This is a genomic window from Citrobacter cronae, assembly GCF_016893685.1.
Lineage (GTDB): Bacteria > Pseudomonadota > Gammaproteobacteria > Enterobacterales > Enterobacteriaceae > Citrobacter > Citrobacter werkmanii.
Genome location: NZ_CP069763.1, coordinates 3,306,889 through 3,322,859, shown reverse-complemented (window position 1 = coordinate 3,322,859; position 15,971 = coordinate 3,306,889). Strand labels below are relative to the sequence as shown.

Genomic DNA, 15,971 nt, shown 5'->3' with positions numbered 1-15,971 from the left:
CGGATCACTTCCCCGCTGCCGGATGATCTCTACGCCAGAGTTCCCATTCATCTATCACTTCCCCTCCGGGGAGTTTGCAGTCAGACCTTACCCCTTGCGGAGTCTGCACCGCAATCAGCGAGCCGCCCTTTTGTTCGCAATACACCGATGCCGGATTCGCCATACCAATTTTCGGCGGCATTGGCGCTTCTGGTTGTGGGGTACTACACCCTGCCAGCACCAGCATGCCGGGCAAAATAACAGACGCCAGTTTCATATCAACTCCTGCTAAGAACGTTATCCGGCAAGATTACCCCGACTCCTCATATATCTCCATGTTTTACCACCGGGCTTCAATTTTATGTTTACATTTTAACCGGGAGCACGTGTTTCATCTTTCACCTTGATGTTCTATCATGCGGGCAACGCCAGCCTTGTCATTACTCAGGAGTATTTACACCTCATGTCGGACATGATCCTCGCCAGAGTCTCACAATCCTTAGCCACGGAGCAGTCTGTTGAGAGTCTGGTTCGGCAACTTCTGGAGATGCTGGAGGTGGTGACAGAGATGGAATCAACCTATTTAACCAAGGTCGATTTAGATGCTCGCCTGCAGCATATTTTGTACGCGCGCAATAGCAAACAAATGCAGATCCCGGAAGGGCTGTCCGTCCCGTGGGATGAGACGCTATGCAAACGCGCCATCGAAGATAACTGTCTGTATAGCGACAACGTGCCCGCACGCTGGCCGGAATGCAGCGCAGCCCGCGCGCTGGAAATCACTACGTTTCTCAGCACGCCTGTTCATCTTCCGGACGGAACGTTTTACGGTACGCTCTGCGCCACCAGTCGCCGCCAGCAGGCATTGAGCGAGCGAGGTGAACAGGTGCTGAATCTGTTTGCCGGCCTGATCGCCCAGTCTATTCAAAAAGAGTCGCTGGTCGCTCAGTTACGCGAAGCCAACGCCGCGCTGATTGCGCATTCCTACACCGATGCGCTGACCGGGTTACCGAACCGGCGCTCGATTTTTGAAAATGTTGAAACCCTATTTTCGCTTGCCCGACATCTCCGACAGAAGGTCGTCGTTGCCTATATTGATTTGGATGATTTCAAACTGATTAATGACCGCTTTGGTCATGAAGTTGGCGACCAGTTCCTGATCCAAATCGGACAGCGCCTGCTCCACGAATGCAGCGACAATGATATCCTTGGTCGACTGGGCGGTGACGAATTTTTAGTCGTTAGCCTGTCGCCGGAAGATGAAAGCGATCGGTGCGAGCGCCTGCAAAAGGTAAAAAATCAGCTGCAACAGCGCATTTGCGGCGACTATCACTTGGGCAGCGTCCATCTGTTTTATCCTGGCGCCAGCCTGGGCGTGGTGGAAATTGATCCGCATGAGACCGATGTAAACTGTGCGCTCCATATGGCAGACAGCGCAATGTACAAAGATAAAAAGCGACAGGATAAAACCACTTTTGTCGTACATTAAGCCCTGCTATGCTGGCTCGTCTTTAAATAACTCTGGCAGATAATCCTATGCGACTCGGTATTATTTTCCCCGTCATTATTTTCATTTCCGCTGTCGTTTTCTTATCCTGGTTTTTTGTTGGCGGCTACGCTGCGCCGGGTGCGTAACGATGAAAAAAACAACGCTCATTATGATTGGCGTGGCTATCATCGTGGTTCTGGGAACGGAACTGGGCTGGTGGTAACTAATAAAAAGGCCACATATCAGTGGCCTTTCATCTCTGTATATTGAGTTAGCTTTTGATCTTTCTGTAGATAAACAGCACCACGATCGCGCCGATAACCGCTACGACGAAACTGCCGAAGTTGAAACCATCAACTTTGCCAAAGCCAAAGAAGGTACTGATCCAGCCGCCAACCACCGCACCAACAACCCCCAAGATAATGGTCATAAAGAATCCGCCGCCATCTTTACCCGGCATAATCCATTTTGCCAAAATCCCCGCGATAAGACCGAAAATCACCCATGAAATAATGCCCATTATTTTCCTCACTTATGTTTTTAAGTTAACGATTGACTCGTTGTATAAAAGCATAGCATAGCGCTGAAAAATTATAATTTGTGATCGGCATCACCTGTAATTTTCATCTTTTTCTGATGTTTCATAGAGTTAGACCAACGACAAAACGGTGATATTTATGACGCTTCTCGTCAATAGTGACGAATCGACAGTCATTCCTCTCTGCTCTCTGGGCAGCCCCCCTGCCAATGCTGGTTTTTCATCTTTGGCATGCTTTATGCTTTAACAACCCGTCACTACGACACATCGTAGCCCGTGATATCTATTCACGTGGCTTCGTCTACAATTCGCGCTATTTCAGCATTTAACAGGTCTGTTATTGATGAAAAAAATCACCAGTGTATGCCCATACTGTGGGGCCGGGTGCAAGCTCAAGCTTGTTGTTGAAAATAACAAAATCATCCGCGCCGAAGCCGCTGAGGGTGTAACGAACCAAAATCAGTTATGCCTGAAAGGCTATTATGGTTGGGACTTTCTGAACGACACCCGCCTTCTGACTCCCCGTCTGACTCGCCCGATGATCCGTTATGAAAAAGGTGGAAAATTCACTCCCGTTAGCTGGGATGAGGCCATTCGTTACACCGCTAAACGCTTATCTGAAATCAAAAATACCTATGGTCCTCGCGCCATCATGACGACAGGTTCCTCCCGGGGAACAGGCAATGAGACCAACTACGTGATGCAAAAATTCGCCCGTGGGGTGCTCAACACCAACAATGTCGACTGCTGTGCCCGCGTCTGTCACGGCCCTTCCGTTGCGGGTCTCCAGGAAACGCTGGGCAATGGCGCAATGAGCAACTCCATCAGCGACATTGAAAACTCAAAATGCCTGCTCATCTTTGGTTATAACTGCGCGGACTCACACCCCATAGTGGCCCGTCGGGTGATTAAAGCTCGTCAGAACGGCGCGAAAATCATTGTTTGCGACCCTCGCCGTATTGAAACCGCCCGTATCGCCGATCAGCATTTGCAGTTAAAAAATGGCTGCAACATGGCGTTGGTCAACGCTTTTGGCCATGTGCTTATTGAAGAGCAGCTTTACGATCGCGAGTACGTGCATAAACATGCCGAAGGTCTGGAAACATACTGGGAAACCGTTAAGGACTATGCCCCTGAAGCCGTAGAACATTTAACCGGCGTCCCTGCACAACAGGTTCGTCAGGCGATGCGTACATTTGCCGCGGCGCCATCGGCAACCGTGATGTGGGGGATGGGCGTCACGCAGTTTGGCCAGGCCGTTGATGTGGTGCGTGGACTGTCGAGCCTGGCCTTACTGACCGGGAATCTGGGACGTCCAAACGTCGGTGTTGGCCCGGTACGCGGGCAAAATAACGTGCAGGGCGCATGTGATATGGGCGTACTGCCTAACCAGTTTCCGGGGTATCAGGACGTGACCGATTTTGCCGTCAGGGAGAAATTCGCCACCGCCTGGGGGATTGACGTTACTCAGATGGATGACAAGGTCGGAACACGCATCACCGAAGTTCCGCATCTGGCGATTGAGGGCAAAATAAAAGCCTACTACATCATGGGTGAGGATCCGCTGCAAACCGAGGCTGATTTGGGGCTGGTCCGGGAAGGATTTAACGCGCTCGATTTTATCGTCGTGCAGGATATCTTCATGACCAAAACGGCAGAGATGGCCGACGTCCTGTTGCCTGCAACATCATGGGGCGAACACGGTGGTGTCTTTACCTGCGCCGATCGTGGCTTCCAGCGTTTTGAGAAAGCGATTGAACCCCACGGGGATGTTAAACGTGACTGGGAAATTATCAGTCTGTTGGCCAGCGAAATGGGCTATCCGATGCAGTATCAAAATAATCAGCAAATCTGGGATGAGATGCGCGAACTGTGTCCGCTATTCTATGGCGTGACCTATGAGAAAATGGGTGAGATGGGCCATGTTCAGTGGCCTTGTCCGGATCTCGATCACCCGGGCACACCGTATCTTTACGCACACAGCCAGTTTGATACCGCGAATGGCAAAGGCAAACTGTTTGCCGCTCCGTGGCGCGCTCCTGCTGAAGTCCCTGATGAGAACTATCCGCTGGTGTTGTGTACCGTGCGCGAGGTCGGACACTACTCCTGCCGCTCCATGACCGGTAACTGCGCGGCATTACAGGCGCTGGCTGATGAGCCAGGGTATGTTCAAATCAACACCGATGATGCAGAAAAACTGGGTATCCGTCATCGTGACCTGGTGTGGGTAAGCTCGCGCCGAGGCAAGGTTATCAGCCGTGCGGATGTATCTGAGCGTATTAATGCCGGCACAGTGTATATGACCTATCAATGGTGGATTGGCGCGTGTAATGAGTTAACACAGGATAACCTTGATCCGATCTCGAAAACGCCGGAAACCAAATATTGTGCTGTCAAAATTGAGCACATTACCGATCAGGGATGGGCGGAGAAGTATGCCGCACAAACGTACAGCGAAATGAAATCACGCTTGTGTGAGGCCATTGCGTAAATTATCGCCCTGACCGCCTGAGTCTGGCCTTCCAGACTCAGGCCTTTTCCAACTACTTCGCCAGATGCGGTTCACTGAAGCAAATAGCGGCAGACTCATGCTGTTTATCCCGCTGCATAAAACCGAGGTTCATCAGAAACAATCCCACCATAAACGGCAGTTCGTACAATTCTTCAATCAAATCGCCGTAACTGGCGTTATGCAAAAAGACAGGCGCCAGCAGGCGATGATGCTCCACTGTATCGGAAATCAAAAATGCGCAGACGGTGATCGCCAGTAGCCACAGCGGTAGCGGTTCATTACGCAAGCGCCGGGCAATATCCTGGCGTAGGTGCTTCGACAGCAGGACCGGCAGAATAATCATCGCAATTAACACGACTGAGATAGCTCTGAACAGCAGTTTAGGATGCTCCGGGAAGTAATCACGGCCCCAACTGGTGCTTCGGCCCAGTAATACCAGCCACCATACCGCCGCCCAAAGCCAAAATTGCTTCTCGCCTGCAGGACGCGATAAAGGCCGGATGTAGCAGAAAGTAAATACAGCACCAAACAATAACCATAGCGCCTGGCCATTTTCAATCCATGTGACAACCGCGCCATTGAGCAGAGGAAGATGCCAGTTTGCGGTGAACGGGATCGCGACGAGGACCAGTCCAAGAATGAATGCGGATAATGTAAGTCGGGTATTCAATTTCATAAGCGCGAAGTTCTGTATTGTTACTATTTCACGATCATAACCCCTATGAATGATCAACTATTAGCAAACGATGCGAATTTCTTAAGGTATTCTTAAGAAATCTTTTTCCGGACTGCGATCTATCCGGCGCAAATAAAAAACCGCCCTGCGTTATCAAAATGCAGTGCGGTTTTCAAGTTAAGAATCAATCAGTTCAAACGGTATCAGAAGTGAAAGCACTACCATCCGCAGACTTCATGCTCATTCTCGGTATCGTATGAACGGACGGTATTGACCAGCTCTTTGACCACTTCTGCCGCGACATCCGGAACCAATAATGTCATCGGCGCTTCGGTCTCGTAATCAACAGACACACCGTTGCTGTTATTGGTTACTGTGACGGTATAGGTTGCTTTGCCCATGATTTACTCCTTGCCAGTGCGCACGACTTTTCGTTGATTTGCACTCTCCATCAGTACTTCCGGGGCAACGAAAAAATCGATATTAAAGTAAGTATCGTCGGTCATCACTTCGATGTTATGCCATTTTTCCGGCGGAAAAACGCCAAACTGACCGGCCTCAATAACCATCACCTCTACTGGCTCTGGGCTGTGTTCATCTGCGTAGCCGAGATATTTGACCGCCCCCTGCATAACTGACAGTCGAGGATAAACCCCGGCACGGGTGCCTTTATCAAGGTGGCGTTCGAAAATTCCGGCAGGTGCAGTTTGTTTGTTCCAGAACGGAGTTGAGCGTGTATGGATATGATTCTGTGGAATTTGAAGCATTTTTCTTCCCTTTTCCAGTCGACAACCAGCGAGTCATATTGAACCGCTGCTGTGTACAGAGTACGCCTCAAAATATACATTTAAAATACCATTTATTGGTTATAACCATTAGCTGATATGTGTGGGGAAGAAAAGCTTAAAATTGAAGCCCGCCACATTCAGCGGGCCAATGATTACGACTGAAGCGTCGCCAGACGGGCAGCAAAACCAACGAAAATCAGACCGATAAGGGAGTTACCCACCTTAGCCAACTTCTTCTTGGTACGAATGTACTGGGTCACAAACGCGCCGGAAAAAATAAGGAAACTCAGGTAGAAAAAGCTCACTATCTCAAGCGTTATAGCCAGAATAAAGAATGACAGCCCTGAGTGCGGCGCATTGACATCAATGAACTGCACGAAGAACGAAACATAAAACAGAATTGCTTTCGGATTAGTCAGGCTCAGAATTAAGGCGCGCTTAAAAATGGCGCCAAACGGGACTTCCTCAGCCGCGGCGTCGCTTGCCTTTGATTTCAGTGTGGCGTACAGGATCTTCGCACCGAGATACAGCAGATAAAAAGCGCCGAGATAACGAACGATATTAAATAAAACAGGCGTGGTTTTGATCAAGGCGGCAACACCGGCATAGGCCAAAAACATCAACACAGCATCACCGATAAACACACCGCTTGCGGCGAGATAACCGCCCTTCACTCCCCGACCAACGCTATTCTTCAACACAAATATCGTATTTGGCCCGGGAACCAGCACGATAAAAATAGCCCCCACCAGATATGTCCAGTAATTCAGAACTCCATACTCTGCAAACACGTTAACCTCTTCCTGAAAAAACACATGCACTTGCTGCAAGACAATATGCTAACGAATGCGCAAGGGGATGGAAAGAGAAGGTTGTTAATTAAAATACCCGCCACCGGCGGCGGGTATGTACCGTTAACTTAGGCCGGATTAATGGTGCAGCATCTCATCCACCACCTCTTCGCCTTTCAACTGATAAGGATAGTAGGTAGGCCAGTTCTCCATTTCTTCGAGCAAGGCTGCCTGCGAGGTATTTCCCATAAAAATATGGAAGTGGCTTGACTTGCGCGGAGCAATGATATGATCGCTGAACTGGACGTATTTAGGCGCTTTGCTATCAGCAGCTTTACACTCAAACAAATAACGTACACCTTTCTTGCCTGATTTATAGTGCAAGATTTTATATCCGGCATAATCGTATTTGCATGATGTAACCTGATTACCGGTATGAAATTCCATCACACCATTTTCAATGCCGATGGTGTCTACGTTAGTTGCATAGCCTTGACGGTAATAATCTTTAATCTGTTCTGCCGTTTTGCTTTTATCTTTCTCCGCTTTCTTTTTGAATACCGGATCAAGTTCGCCACTGACCAGATACGGATAGACAGATTGCCACATGCCATCCCAGTCAGTCAGCGGTCTGTTCTGTACCTGCTCATCATCAAACACGCCTTCTGACGCCTTTTGTTCTGTTTCACTCATCGGAACATCATGTGAATGGTGACCGTGAGCCAAAACCTGACCACTGACCAAAATCATCCCCAGAGCGATTGCCAGTTTTTTAAAATGAATAGCCAAAATTTCACCCTCAAATCGTTTGCGAGTGAAATGTTATAATATAACATAACCATTTAATCAACGTCGTAACTTACCGGAACGGGGAAAATCACGGCGTGAGTAGCGCTCGCGTGCAAATCTGATCAAGCAGCGCCTGCTGATGGCTGATAATCAGCATGCCTAACGATCGACGCTGGCATTCTTCGAGCAGCAGCCCCCAGATATCTCTTTGAATGGAAGGATCGAGCTGAGCGGTAATCTCATCGGCAATAAGAAAACGGGTCCGCGGGTCCAGCGCGCGAAGTATGGCGATTCGCGCCAGTTCACCACCAGAAAGCTGTCCGGGGCGACGGGTTAGCCACTCCGGCTTGATATGCAGACGGATAAGGAGTTCCGCGCCGGGCCGCCAGGCGTCATAAACCGCATCGCCGGTGCTACGCCGTGGGTTAAAAGTTAATTCCGGATGCTGCGGTACCAGTTGCACCGGGCAATATTGATGCATCGGTAGCGGCTGGTCATCGATAAGAATGTCGCCCGAGGTCGGCTTTTGCCAGCCCGCCAGCACGCGCCCCAACGTCGTTTTGCCGGTTCCGCTGGGCGCACAAATCCCAATACGTTCACCGGGATACAAAGAGAAAGAAAGGTTTTGCCACAGCACCTTTCCTCCCTGGCGAATCACGACATCACGACAGCACAGCATCGCGCACTCCAAATAATTGATTTCTCTCAGGCAGAGCCCGCCATTGACGTTGCAGATGCTCGCTAATTTCCCCGCGCAACAGCTGTTCACGACTAACGTTATCCGACACGCTTCCCTGATACAGCGCGACGATGCGATCCGCATGTTGGGCCGCCAGCGTGAGATCGTGCGTCACCCATAAAACACCAGCCCCTTGCTCACATAAACCACGCAACTGCTCAAGCAGTTGATTAGCCAATGGCGCATCAAGCCAGGCGGTAATTTCGTCAGCCAGAATATAGCGGGCCTGACTCAGCGACGCGTGACAGGCCAGAACACGTTTCGCCATACCGCCTGAAAGCTGACGCGGGAAGGCATCTAATACGCTGGTTTCCAGTTGACTACGCTGGAGCAATTTTTCTATTTTTCCGGCATTCCAGGTTTGGCCGGAGAGCTGACTTGCTCTGCGCAAATGCTTTTCAATTGAGAGCAGCGGGTTCAGGGCCTGAACGCCTTGCGGGACATAGCTGAAGGTATTGCCCCGACATTCGCGGATGTCATGACTGTTCAGCATTTTGCCATCAAGGGTTATGGCGCCGTGCAGACGCAAATTTTCCGGTAACAGATCGAGCAGACATTGCAAGAGCAGACTTTTCCCTTCACCACTTCCCCCAACTAAGGCCACCATCTGACCGGGCGCAACGTCGAAAGAGATATTCTGCAACATCGGAGACCATTTTCTCGCCCCGAACCAACGATAACGCGCCACGTCCAGCGAGACCTGTCTTAAACTCAACATATGTCACCTCGCAACCATAAACGATGCACTGCCCTCGCGAGCTGATCGAATAACATCACCAGGCTGAATAACATCAGCCCCGGAAACAGCACTAACCACCAGTCCCCATGACTGATAAACCTCAGCGCATCCGCCAGCAGCAGCCCCAGCGACGGTTCATGCGGCGCCAGTCCAAACCCGAGGAAACTCAACGCCGCGCTGTGCAGCACCGCATGAGGGAACATCAGCAATGTCCCCGTGAGCCATTGGGGTAACAATGCCGGTAAATAGTGATGTCGCCAGCAGTAAAAATGACCATGTCCCAGACGCCATGTCAGCGTCAGATAATCGCTATGGGCAACACGTTCGGCCTCTGCACGCAGAATCAGTGCGAGGCGCGGCCAGTGGGTTAGCGCCACTGCCATGATCACCCCACTTTTCCCACCGCCCAGCGTAAAACAAATCAAAATAAGCAGCAGCAGATGCGGCATCGACAGCATGGCATCAGTTATCAGACGCATAAGCACGTCCAGACGTGGATGCAGGCGCGACAACGCCGCCATCATTAACGCAATGAAGCCACTGCACAAGGCCGCGCCGATACCAATTTGCAGACTGGTTAACGCCCCCTGAAAGCAACGCACCCACAGATCGCGACCGAGGTTATCGGTGCCAAACCAGTACAGCGCATCAGGGGGCAGATGACGGGCAAGCAGATTCACATTCAACGGGTTATCCAGCGTGGCCGCGCCATAAACCGCAATGAATAGCAGACAACTAAAAGAGAGCACCAGACGAATAAGCGTCGGTGTCGGATTATAGAGCATCGGGTCGCTCCAGAGCACGGTTCAACACGTGAACAAACCAGGTAGAAAGTGAATTGCCAATAAAAACCAGCACGGTGCTAAACAAGACGATCCCCATCAGTAACGGTAGATCGCCCCGCAAGCCGGCATCAATGGTCGCCTGCCCAAGTCCGGGATAAGCAAAGACCTTTTCTGCCAGCAGCGCGCCCCCCAACAGTTCTCCCAGCGAGGCGAACTGCAGGCACAGCGCGGGCGTGATAGCGTGGCGCAGAACCTGATGGCGTAACAGTGACCAACCTTTGTCGCCCTGAGAGCGCGCAAAACGGACAAATTCGCTCTTCATTACGCTGGCGATACTTTCCCGCGTATGAAGCGTAATCTGCCCCAACCCCAGTAAACTTAGCGCGCAAACGGGAAGCACCAGATGGCGCAGACGCTCGGTTAGTGTCGCCATATCGCTGTTGTTGCCCGGCTCCCACGCACAGCAGACCGGGAATATCGGCCAACGAACGGCAAATAACGCCAGCAGCAGCATGCCAATCCAGAAGGTCGGTAACGAGGAAAGCAGATAGCTGAGGCGACAAATTGCTTTATCCGGCCAGCGATTCAGGTAGCGTCCGGCGACAAATCCCATTGCCGTCCCCACTATACCGGAGAGCAGCCATGCGCCGCTAAGCAGCGCAAACGAGGTAGCAAAGCGCTCCTTGATCACGCTGGCAACCGGCGCATTAAACAACATCGAGTAGCCGAGATCGCCCTGCAATACCCGTATAAACCAGTTACCAAAACGCTCCCACAGCGGCTGATCCAATCCCCAGCGAGCGGCGATACGTGCATATTGTTCCGGTGGCACGTGCAGGAGATCGTTGCCAATATAAGCACGAATCGGATCGACCGGAGAAAAGCTGAGCAGCACAAAAGTGCCAGCCGCAACCAGCACTAATAACACCATCAGCCGGAGAAAATGGCCCACTACAGACTTCATCAACGGCAGGTCCAGGTCCATTCATCCAGATTATTGAGCAGTGACCAGCTCCCGTGAATTTCCGGTGCGCCTTTGCCTAAGTCAATACATGGATTTGCCAGGTAAGTGTGCTGAATATTCAATAACCATGCCCATGCGGCATCGCCCTGTACACCAGCGCCTTGCTTGCCATCCCACTCAACCTGTTGCCAGAAAGGCAGCGCTTTTTGCCAGTCCGGTGCATCAATAGCCTGTTTGAGATGCTCTTCAACGACAGAATTACTGTAGTAACCGGGGTTGTAATACTCCACGCCCGCAGCCTGATTGCTGTAATGATGGAACAGCTCCATGGGATCCAGGCTTCCCCAGCCAAACAGCGTCGGGTTGGCATGCATATGACGCTCAACGGTTTCCCAGCTTCCGGATTGCAATGATACCTGGATACCCACAGGCTCCAGCATCGCACGTACGGCTTCGGCTAAATCCCGACGCGTACTGTCACCGCTGGCATACCATAAAGTCAGGCGCGCCTCTTTGCCCTCTTTCACTCGTACACCGTCTTTACCCACTTTCCAGCCAGCGTCTTCCAGAATCGTCCGTGCTTTTTCGCTGTCGCCATCTTTGAACGCGACTGACTGCCCCTGCCATGGCAGGCCCTGAACCGCGCTATAGGCGGGGATCGCATGACCTTCCATAACCTGATCGGCGAGCTGCTTACGATCAATGGCGTAATTGATGGCGCGTCTGATCGCGACATCGGCTGTAATATCGTTACCAATCGGATAACCATTGGCGTCTTTTTTACCTGCAGGAATCATCGGGAACACAATGCCCCGATTCTCCACGCTGTCACGCACCCACAGTTTCAAATTCTGCTGCTGAGGGGCAACCGCCATCGAAGGCGCAATACGTACTAATCCCAGTTGCCCACTGCGTGCTGCGGCATAAGCGTTATCTTCATCAAGGAAAACAAACACCAGCTTACTGAAATCATTTTTCTTACCGGCATACCAGGGATTAGCCTCCACAATCAGCTGCTGCCCAGGCTGGAAACTCACCAACCGATAAGGACCTGCGCCAATCGGATGTTTGGCGAATGTTTTTTCGTTATAAAGCTTTGCCGGAACAATCCCTAAAGATCCCAGCACATTCACAAAGGTGCTCTGCGGGCTGCTCAGCGTCACTTCGACCGTGCGGTTATCTTTCAAACTGGCATGAGCGAAGTTCCCCATGTCAATTTTTCCACCACTTTTTGCTGCTTTGTTATAAGTGAACACAACATCTTCAGCGGTTAGCGGCGACCCATCAGAAAATTTAAGGTCAGGTTTTAACGTCAGCGTCCAGGTTTTGCCGTCAGCACTGGTCACCACCTTCTCCGTCAGCAGGTTTCCCCAGCTCATATCTGCATTTTGTTTTAATAACGGCGCATGCAAAAGCAAATAGCTGCCATGACTCCAGCCCAACATTGGGTCAAACCCTTCCGTTGGCTCCGGTCCAATCGCCAGTTTTAACGTCTGACCTGCGCCCGCATTCTGCGCGGCGAGGAGTGGTGAGGTTAATGCGAGAGTTAATGCACACATCAGGAGTGCCAGCTTGCCTTTGATCATTATTTTATCCAGATTTGCGTTATGTTTATGCCGCTTAACGATGCATTGTCGTTAAGCAGTCTCCTGGGAAAGGGATTATGGCGAAGAGAATTGGCGAAAAAAATGATGCGGCGCAGAAAAGTATGACGATTTTCTAAAATTATCATACTTTTTTCTGATACTCCGTTATGAGTACGATGTGAACCCCAGAAATTGTTTAAAATTCAACCATTCATTCAATAACATATTAATTCAATTCTAATAATTACCATTAAGACTATTGTCTTAACCACCATTCCCTTACGCTAAATCAATGACAATTTATGTATATTTATTCAAGAAAAACACCAGAAATGACAAGTTATGTAAATCTATAATGATAATTATTTGTATTATCATTTTCATCAATTATCTTACTGCCTTTGAATTTTAACAAAGGAAGTTTGACTATGCGTTTAAAACCGATTGCCTCTGTCGTTCTGTCCTGTATGGGTTTTACCAGCCCCCTGGTTTTTGCCGAAGATGTCATGGTAGTCACCGCCTCCGGATACGAAAAGAAAATTACCAATGCAGCAGCCAGTGTTTCCGTGATTTCGCAGCAAGAGTTACAAACCAATAAATATAATGATTTAGGTGAAGCCCTGCGTTCAGTAGAGGGCGTGGATGTCGAAAGCAGCACCGGTAAAACCGGTGGTCTGGAGATCAGCATCCGTGGCATGCCTGCGAGCTATACCCTGATACTGATTGACGGTATTCGTCAAAACGGCAGCAGCGATGTAACGCCAAACGGCTTCTCTGCCATGAATACCAGCTTTATGCCCCCGCTGGCGGCAATCGATCATATCGAAGTGATCCGCGGCCCAATGTCGACGCTGTATGGCTCCGACGCAATCGGTGGCGTGGTGAACATCATTACCAAAAAAAGTACCGATAAATGGAGCACCTCCATCAATACCGGCGTTAACCTGCAAGAGAGTAATAAATGGGGTAACAGTACGGTGGCCAACTTTTGGTCCAGCGGTCCGTTAATCGCAGGCGTGCTGGATATGCAGGTTCGCGGGAGCACAACGCAGCGCCAGGGCTCAAGCGTCACCTCTTTGAGCGATACCGCCTCTACTCGCGTACCCTATCCAACTGAATCTGAGAACTATAATATCGGCACGCGCCTGGACTGGAAAACCAATGAGAACAACACGTTGTGGTTAGATCTCGACTCTGCCAGACAGCGCTATGACAATGACGATGGACAGTTGGGCAACCTGACGGGAGGTTATGATAAAACGCTGCGCTATGAGCGCAACAAAGTGACTCTCGGCCACGATAGCGCTTTAACGTTCGGCACCTGGAAATCTTCCCTCGGCTGGAATGAAACCGAGAACAAAGGCCGACAACTGGTCTCCTCCGCGCTCACGCCGGAAAACGCGGGCCGTGCCGGTGATGCGCGAGAACTCAAGAACACTAACGTCATTCTGGACTCGGTGCTGCTGACGCCATTAGGTGACTCACACCTGTTAACCCTTGGTGGGGAATACTGGGATGCGCGAATGAAAGACGGTGTCGTACTGGCCAATACCGGCGAGACGTTCCACCAAAAAACGTGGGCTGCCTATGCGGAAGATGAATGGCATATTCTAGACTCACTGGCGTTAACCGCAGGTACACGTTATGAACATAATGATGTCTTTGGCGGCCACCTGAGTCCTCGCGCCTATATGGTTTGGGATGTCTCCGATGAGTGGACGCTCAAAGGCGGTGTTACTACAGGTTATAAAGCGCCCTCACTCAGCCAGTTGCATAACGGCATTAGCGGCGTAACTGCGCAAGGAACTGTTAATACTGTCGGTAACCCTGACCTCAAGCCGGAAGAAAGTATCAGCTACGAAACCGGGCTATATTATGAAAACGAGGCCGGACTGAACGCCAACGTTACCGGCTTCTATACCGAATATAAAAATAAAATTGTCTCGTATTCTATCGATGATAATACCAACAGCTATACCAATAGCGGTAAGGCAAGGACCGATGGTATTGAATTCGCCAGCACCTTCCCTCTCTGGTCGGACGTACTGAGTTTATCTCTTAACTATACCTACACACAGAGCAAGCAAAAAGATGGTGATAATAAAGGCGCACCGTTGAGCTATACCCCCAAACATATGGCTAACGCCCGCCTGAACTGGCAGGCTACAGAAGATATGAACGCCTGGTTGAGCGCCCGTTATCGCGGTAAGGCGCCACGCTTTACCGAAAATTATGAGAACCTCAGCGCGGTACAAAAGGCGGTGTATGACGACAAAGGCGCGAATTTAAAAGCCTGGACCGTTCTCGATATGGGAATGTCTTATAAGCTGACCAAAGACCTGACGCTGAATACGGCAGTCAATAACGTACTGGATAAAGACTTCAGCGAAGTTAAACTGTATCAGGTTGGTCGCAATAGCACCTACGCAGGTGACTACTATCAGACTGCACAATCCACTACCGGCTACGTAAATCCGGGTCGTAACTACTGGGTTTCGTTAAACTATCAGTTCTAATTGTAAAATGTTTTATTGGCAGGACTATCTCTGATAGTCCTGTTCCAATATGCAACTGATATCATTCTCGCGTACATGAATTCGATATTCCCGTCTAAACAACATTAACACACCCCTATTTTTGTGCGTGCTTAATGTTGATATTAATAAAATGTGAGTTGATACCGTAAGTTATCAACAATGACCTACAAAGCATAAACAAAAAATTTATCTAACTAAATAATAGATAAACAGCCAGCACAATACTGTCATGCATAAACGCTGGTCGGATATGTACCAGCGACATTAAAGAAGATCATTTTCTCACTATCCAACAGTTGAGAATGGTAAAAATGAAAAAGTTAATGATTGCGATTATTGCTGCAACAGCTTTATCCGGTTGCGCTCAGCAAACCTTTAAAATCAACAACGGTATTGCAGAAAAAACCACACAGGAAACCAGACAGAATTTTTTTATTAATGGTATTGGCCAGTCACAAACCATCGATGCAGCTTCTGTTTGCGGCGGTGCAGACAAGGTTGTTCGCACTGAAGTTCAGGAGTCGGGTATGGATGTTTTCTTGCGCATCATCACGATTGGCATCTATACCCCTCGTGAAGCCAGAGTGTATTGTTCTAAGTGATATTTTAAGCAGGTATTTTCAGGAATACCTGCTTAACTTAATTGATGGTTAATAATATTGAACATTACTGAGAGATGATAGTATCGAGTCAATATACGCCTTAATAAAACATAAGAAAAATTAAACAATCAGTACAGAAAAACGCCCTCCTGCATCATTAAGTACATTGCCAAAACAATAGCTCCGGCGATACCGCCTAAAAACAGAACAGCGGCAATTGCTAGTTGGTCGCGGTTTGTGTACTTACCGTTACTACGCACATCCAATTTTTTCTTATGTACTACCTTCACTCCACGATTTGAATCGCGTGCCCTGGTAAATGCTATATCTGTCATGCTGTTATCCGTTTGCTGTATGTAAAAATGCAAATAACCACCACATGACTAAGGATATGTTTTTTGAATAACGCGATCTGAGATTTATCTCACGATAAAGAAAAACACAGGATTTCTACGGC

General features: G+C 49.5%; 19 protein-coding genes. 6 read left to right on the top strand and 13 right to left on the bottom strand.

The genetic code is table 11. The features are described from left to right. Positions 1-4: 4 nt before the first annotated feature. Positions 5-256 carry a putative hemolysin gene (locus tag JSN25_RS14380; RefSeq protein ID WP_087857707.1) on the bottom strand — a complete coding sequence of 84 codons (252 nt, stop codon included), beginning with the start codon at positions 254-256 and terminating at the stop codon, positions 5-7. A gap of 186 nt (positions 257-442) precedes the next feature. Between JSN25_RS14380 and JSN25_RS14375 the strand changes: the two genes are divergently transcribed. From JSN25_RS14375 to yoaJ, 3 genes are read left to right on the top strand one after another with little or no spacing between them, the layout of a single operon-like run. Further along, positions 443-1,468 carry a sensor domain-containing diguanylate cyclase gene (locus JSN25_RS14375; protein WP_087857708.1) on the top strand — a complete coding sequence of 342 codons (1,026 nt, stop codon included), beginning with the start codon at positions 443-445 and terminating at the stop codon, positions 1,466-1,468. A 47-nt stretch (positions 1,469-1,515) separates the two neighbouring features. Beyond that, positions 1,516-1,614, top strand: coding sequence for a YoaK family small membrane protein (locus tag JSN25_RS14370; protein WP_038640017.1), 99 nt, complete (start codon positions 1,516-1,518; stop codon positions 1,612-1,614). 2 nt (positions 1,615-1,616) lie between these two features. Further along, on the top strand, positions 1,617-1,691 hold the full coding sequence (gene yoaJ, locus JSN25_RS14365; protein WP_099530266.1) for a protein YoaJ: 75 nt from the start codon (positions 1,617-1,619) through the stop codon (positions 1,689-1,691). A gap of 48 nt (positions 1,692-1,739) precedes the next feature. On the opposite strand, the gene JSN25_RS14360 is transcribed toward yoaJ, so the two are convergent. Then, positions 1,740-1,988: a GlsB/YeaQ/YmgE family stress response membrane protein gene (locus tag JSN25_RS14360; protein WP_005120370.1), complete on the bottom strand. Its 249-nt coding sequence runs from the start codon at positions 1,986-1,988 to the stop codon at positions 1,740-1,742. A 361-nt stretch (positions 1,989-2,349) separates the two neighbouring features. Here JSN25_RS14360 and fdhF point away from each other — a divergent pair, with 361 nt between their 5' ends. After that, a complete protein-coding gene (gene fdhF, locus JSN25_RS14355) occupies positions 2,350-4,497 on the top strand; it encodes a formate dehydrogenase subunit alpha (RefSeq protein WP_204525048.1) in 2,148 nt (715 codons plus the stop codon). Between the two features lie 52 nt (positions 4,498-4,549). Here fdhF and JSN25_RS14350 read toward each other — a convergent pair whose 3' ends face one another. The 10 genes from JSN25_RS14350 to JSN25_RS14305 all read right to left on the bottom strand — a co-directional run bounded on the left by JSN25_RS14350 (position 4,550) and on the right by JSN25_RS14305 (position 12,375). Beyond that, complete coding sequence (locus JSN25_RS14350; protein ID WP_085049529.1) at positions 4,550-5,194, bottom strand: hypothetical protein; 645 nt, start codon at positions 5,192-5,194, stop codon at positions 4,550-4,552. A gap of 218 nt (positions 5,195-5,412) precedes the next feature. Next, positions 5,413-5,595 (bottom strand): DUF1869 domain-containing protein, encoded by a 183-nt coding sequence (locus tag JSN25_RS14345; protein ID WP_047498951.1) that lies wholly within the window; start codon positions 5,593-5,595, stop codon positions 5,413-5,415. Positions 5,596-5,598: 3 nt separating this feature from the next. Further along, complete coding sequence (gene yeaR / locus JSN25_RS14340) at positions 5,599-5,961, bottom strand: DUF1971 domain-containing protein YeaR (protein ID WP_038640001.1); 363 nt, start codon at positions 5,959-5,961, stop codon at positions 5,599-5,601. A 173-nt stretch (positions 5,962-6,134) separates the two neighbouring features. Then, positions 6,135-6,773, bottom strand: a complete 639-nt coding sequence (leuE, locus tag JSN25_RS14335) for a leucine efflux protein LeuE (RefSeq protein ID WP_032940118.1) — start codon at positions 6,771-6,773, stop codon at positions 6,135-6,137. 138 nt (positions 6,774-6,911) lie between these two features. Beyond that, entirely contained in the window at positions 6,912-7,562 is a 651-nt protein-coding gene (zinT, locus tag JSN25_RS14330) for a metal-binding protein ZinT (protein WP_204525047.1), read from the bottom strand. A gap of 88 nt (positions 7,563-7,650) precedes the next feature. Next, the gene (locus JSN25_RS14325; RefSeq protein ID WP_085049532.1) at positions 7,651-8,241 is read right to left on the bottom strand and encodes an ATP-binding cassette domain-containing protein; all 591 of its coding nucleotides are present in this window, start codon (positions 8,239-8,241) and stop codon (positions 7,651-7,653) included. Then, on the bottom strand, positions 8,225-9,019 hold the full coding sequence (locus JSN25_RS14320) for an ATP-binding cassette domain-containing protein (protein WP_087857710.1): 795 nt from the start codon (positions 9,017-9,019) through the stop codon (positions 8,225-8,227). Before JSN25_RS14320 ends, JSN25_RS14325 begins: the two co-directional genes overlap by 17 nt. Next, complete coding sequence (locus JSN25_RS14315; protein WP_069324310.1) at positions 9,013-9,825, bottom strand: ABC transporter permease; 813 nt, start codon at positions 9,823-9,825, stop codon at positions 9,013-9,015. The genes JSN25_RS14320 and JSN25_RS14315 overlap by 7 nt, the downstream gene beginning before the upstream one ends. Beyond that, positions 9,815-10,789, bottom strand: coding sequence for an ABC transporter permease (locus tag JSN25_RS14310; protein WP_069324329.1), 975 nt, complete (start codon positions 10,787-10,789; stop codon positions 9,815-9,817). Before JSN25_RS14310 ends, JSN25_RS14315 begins: the two co-directional genes overlap by 11 nt. Continuing rightward, a complete protein-coding gene (locus tag JSN25_RS14305; RefSeq protein WP_204525046.1) occupies positions 10,789-12,375 on the bottom strand; it encodes an ABC transporter substrate-binding protein in 1,587 nt (528 codons plus the stop codon). The genes JSN25_RS14310 and JSN25_RS14305 overlap by 1 nt, the downstream gene beginning before the upstream one ends. 428 nt (positions 12,376-12,803) lie before the next feature. Between JSN25_RS14305 and JSN25_RS14300 the strand changes: the two genes are divergently transcribed. Continuing rightward, a complete protein-coding gene (locus JSN25_RS14300; protein WP_204525045.1) occupies positions 12,804-14,891 on the top strand; it encodes a TonB-dependent receptor in 2,088 nt (695 codons plus the stop codon). Between the two features lie 332 nt (positions 14,892-15,223). Continuing rightward, on the top strand, positions 15,224-15,514 hold the full coding sequence (locus JSN25_RS14295) for a Bor family protein (RefSeq protein ID WP_204525044.1): 291 nt from the start codon (positions 15,224-15,226) through the stop codon (positions 15,512-15,514). A gap of 128 nt (positions 15,515-15,642) precedes the next feature. On the opposite strand, the gene JSN25_RS14290 is transcribed toward JSN25_RS14295, so the two are convergent. Then, on the bottom strand, positions 15,643-15,849 hold the full coding sequence (locus JSN25_RS14290) for a hypothetical protein (RefSeq protein WP_038639967.1): 207 nt from the start codon (positions 15,847-15,849) through the stop codon (positions 15,643-15,645). Positions 15,850-15,971: the final 122 nt, after the last annotated feature.

Excerpts from the sequence above, each read along its gene's own strand:
- fdhF (WP_204525048.1), top strand. The coding sequence starts at position 2,350 with ATGAAAAAAATCACCAGTGTATGCCCATACTGTGGGGCCGGGTGCAAG.
- JSN25_RS14345 (WP_047498951.1), bottom strand. The coding sequence starts at position 5,595 with ATGGGCAAAGCAACCTATACCGTCACAGTAACCAATAACAGCAACGGT.
- JSN25_RS14350 (WP_085049529.1), bottom strand. The coding sequence starts at position 5,194 with ATGAAATTGAATACCCGACTTACATTATCCGCATTCATTCTTGGACTG.
- JSN25_RS14375 (WP_087857708.1), top strand. The coding sequence starts at position 443 with ATGTCGGACATGATCCTCGCCAGAGTCTCACAATCCTTAGCCACGGAG.
- JSN25_RS14300 (WP_204525045.1), top strand. The coding sequence starts at position 12,804 with ATGCGTTTAAAACCGATTGCCTCTGTCGTTCTGTCCTGTATGGGTTTT.
- JSN25_RS14310 (WP_069324329.1), bottom strand. The coding sequence starts at position 10,789 with ATGAAGTCTGTAGTGGGCCATTTTCTCCGGCTGATGGTGTTATTAGTG.
- JSN25_RS14370 (WP_038640017.1), top strand. The coding sequence starts at position 1,516 with ATGCGACTCGGTATTATTTTCCCCGTCATTATTTTCATTTCCGCTGTC.
- JSN25_RS14325 (WP_085049532.1), bottom strand. The coding sequence starts at position 8,241 with ATGCTGTGCTGTCGTGATGTCGTGATTCGCCAGGGAGGAAAGGTGCTG.
- JSN25_RS14305 (WP_204525046.1), bottom strand. The coding sequence starts at position 12,375 with ATGATCAAAGGCAAGCTGGCACTCCTGATGTGTGCATTAACTCTCGCA.
- JSN25_RS14290 (WP_038639967.1), bottom strand. The coding sequence starts at position 15,849 with ATGACAGATATAGCATTTACCAGGGCACGCGATTCAAATCGTGGAGTG.
- yeaR (WP_038640001.1), bottom strand. The coding sequence starts at position 5,961 with ATGCTTCAAATTCCACAGAATCATATCCATACACGCTCAACTCCGTTC.
- JSN25_RS14320 (WP_087857710.1), bottom strand. The coding sequence starts at position 9,019 with ATGTTGAGTTTAAGACAGGTCTCGCTGGACGTGGCGCGTTATCGTTGG.
- JSN25_RS14360 (WP_005120370.1), bottom strand. The coding sequence starts at position 1,988 with ATGGGCATTATTTCATGGGTGATTTTCGGTCTTATCGCGGGGATTTTG.
- JSN25_RS14315 (WP_069324310.1), bottom strand. The coding sequence starts at position 9,825 with ATGCTCTATAATCCGACACCGACGCTTATTCGTCTGGTGCTCTCTTTT.
- JSN25_RS14380 (WP_087857707.1), bottom strand. The coding sequence starts at position 256 with ATGAAACTGGCGTCTGTTATTTTGCCCGGCATGCTGGTGCTGGCAGGG.
- JSN25_RS14295 (WP_204525044.1), top strand. The coding sequence starts at position 15,224 with ATGAAAAAGTTAATGATTGCGATTATTGCTGCAACAGCTTTATCCGGT.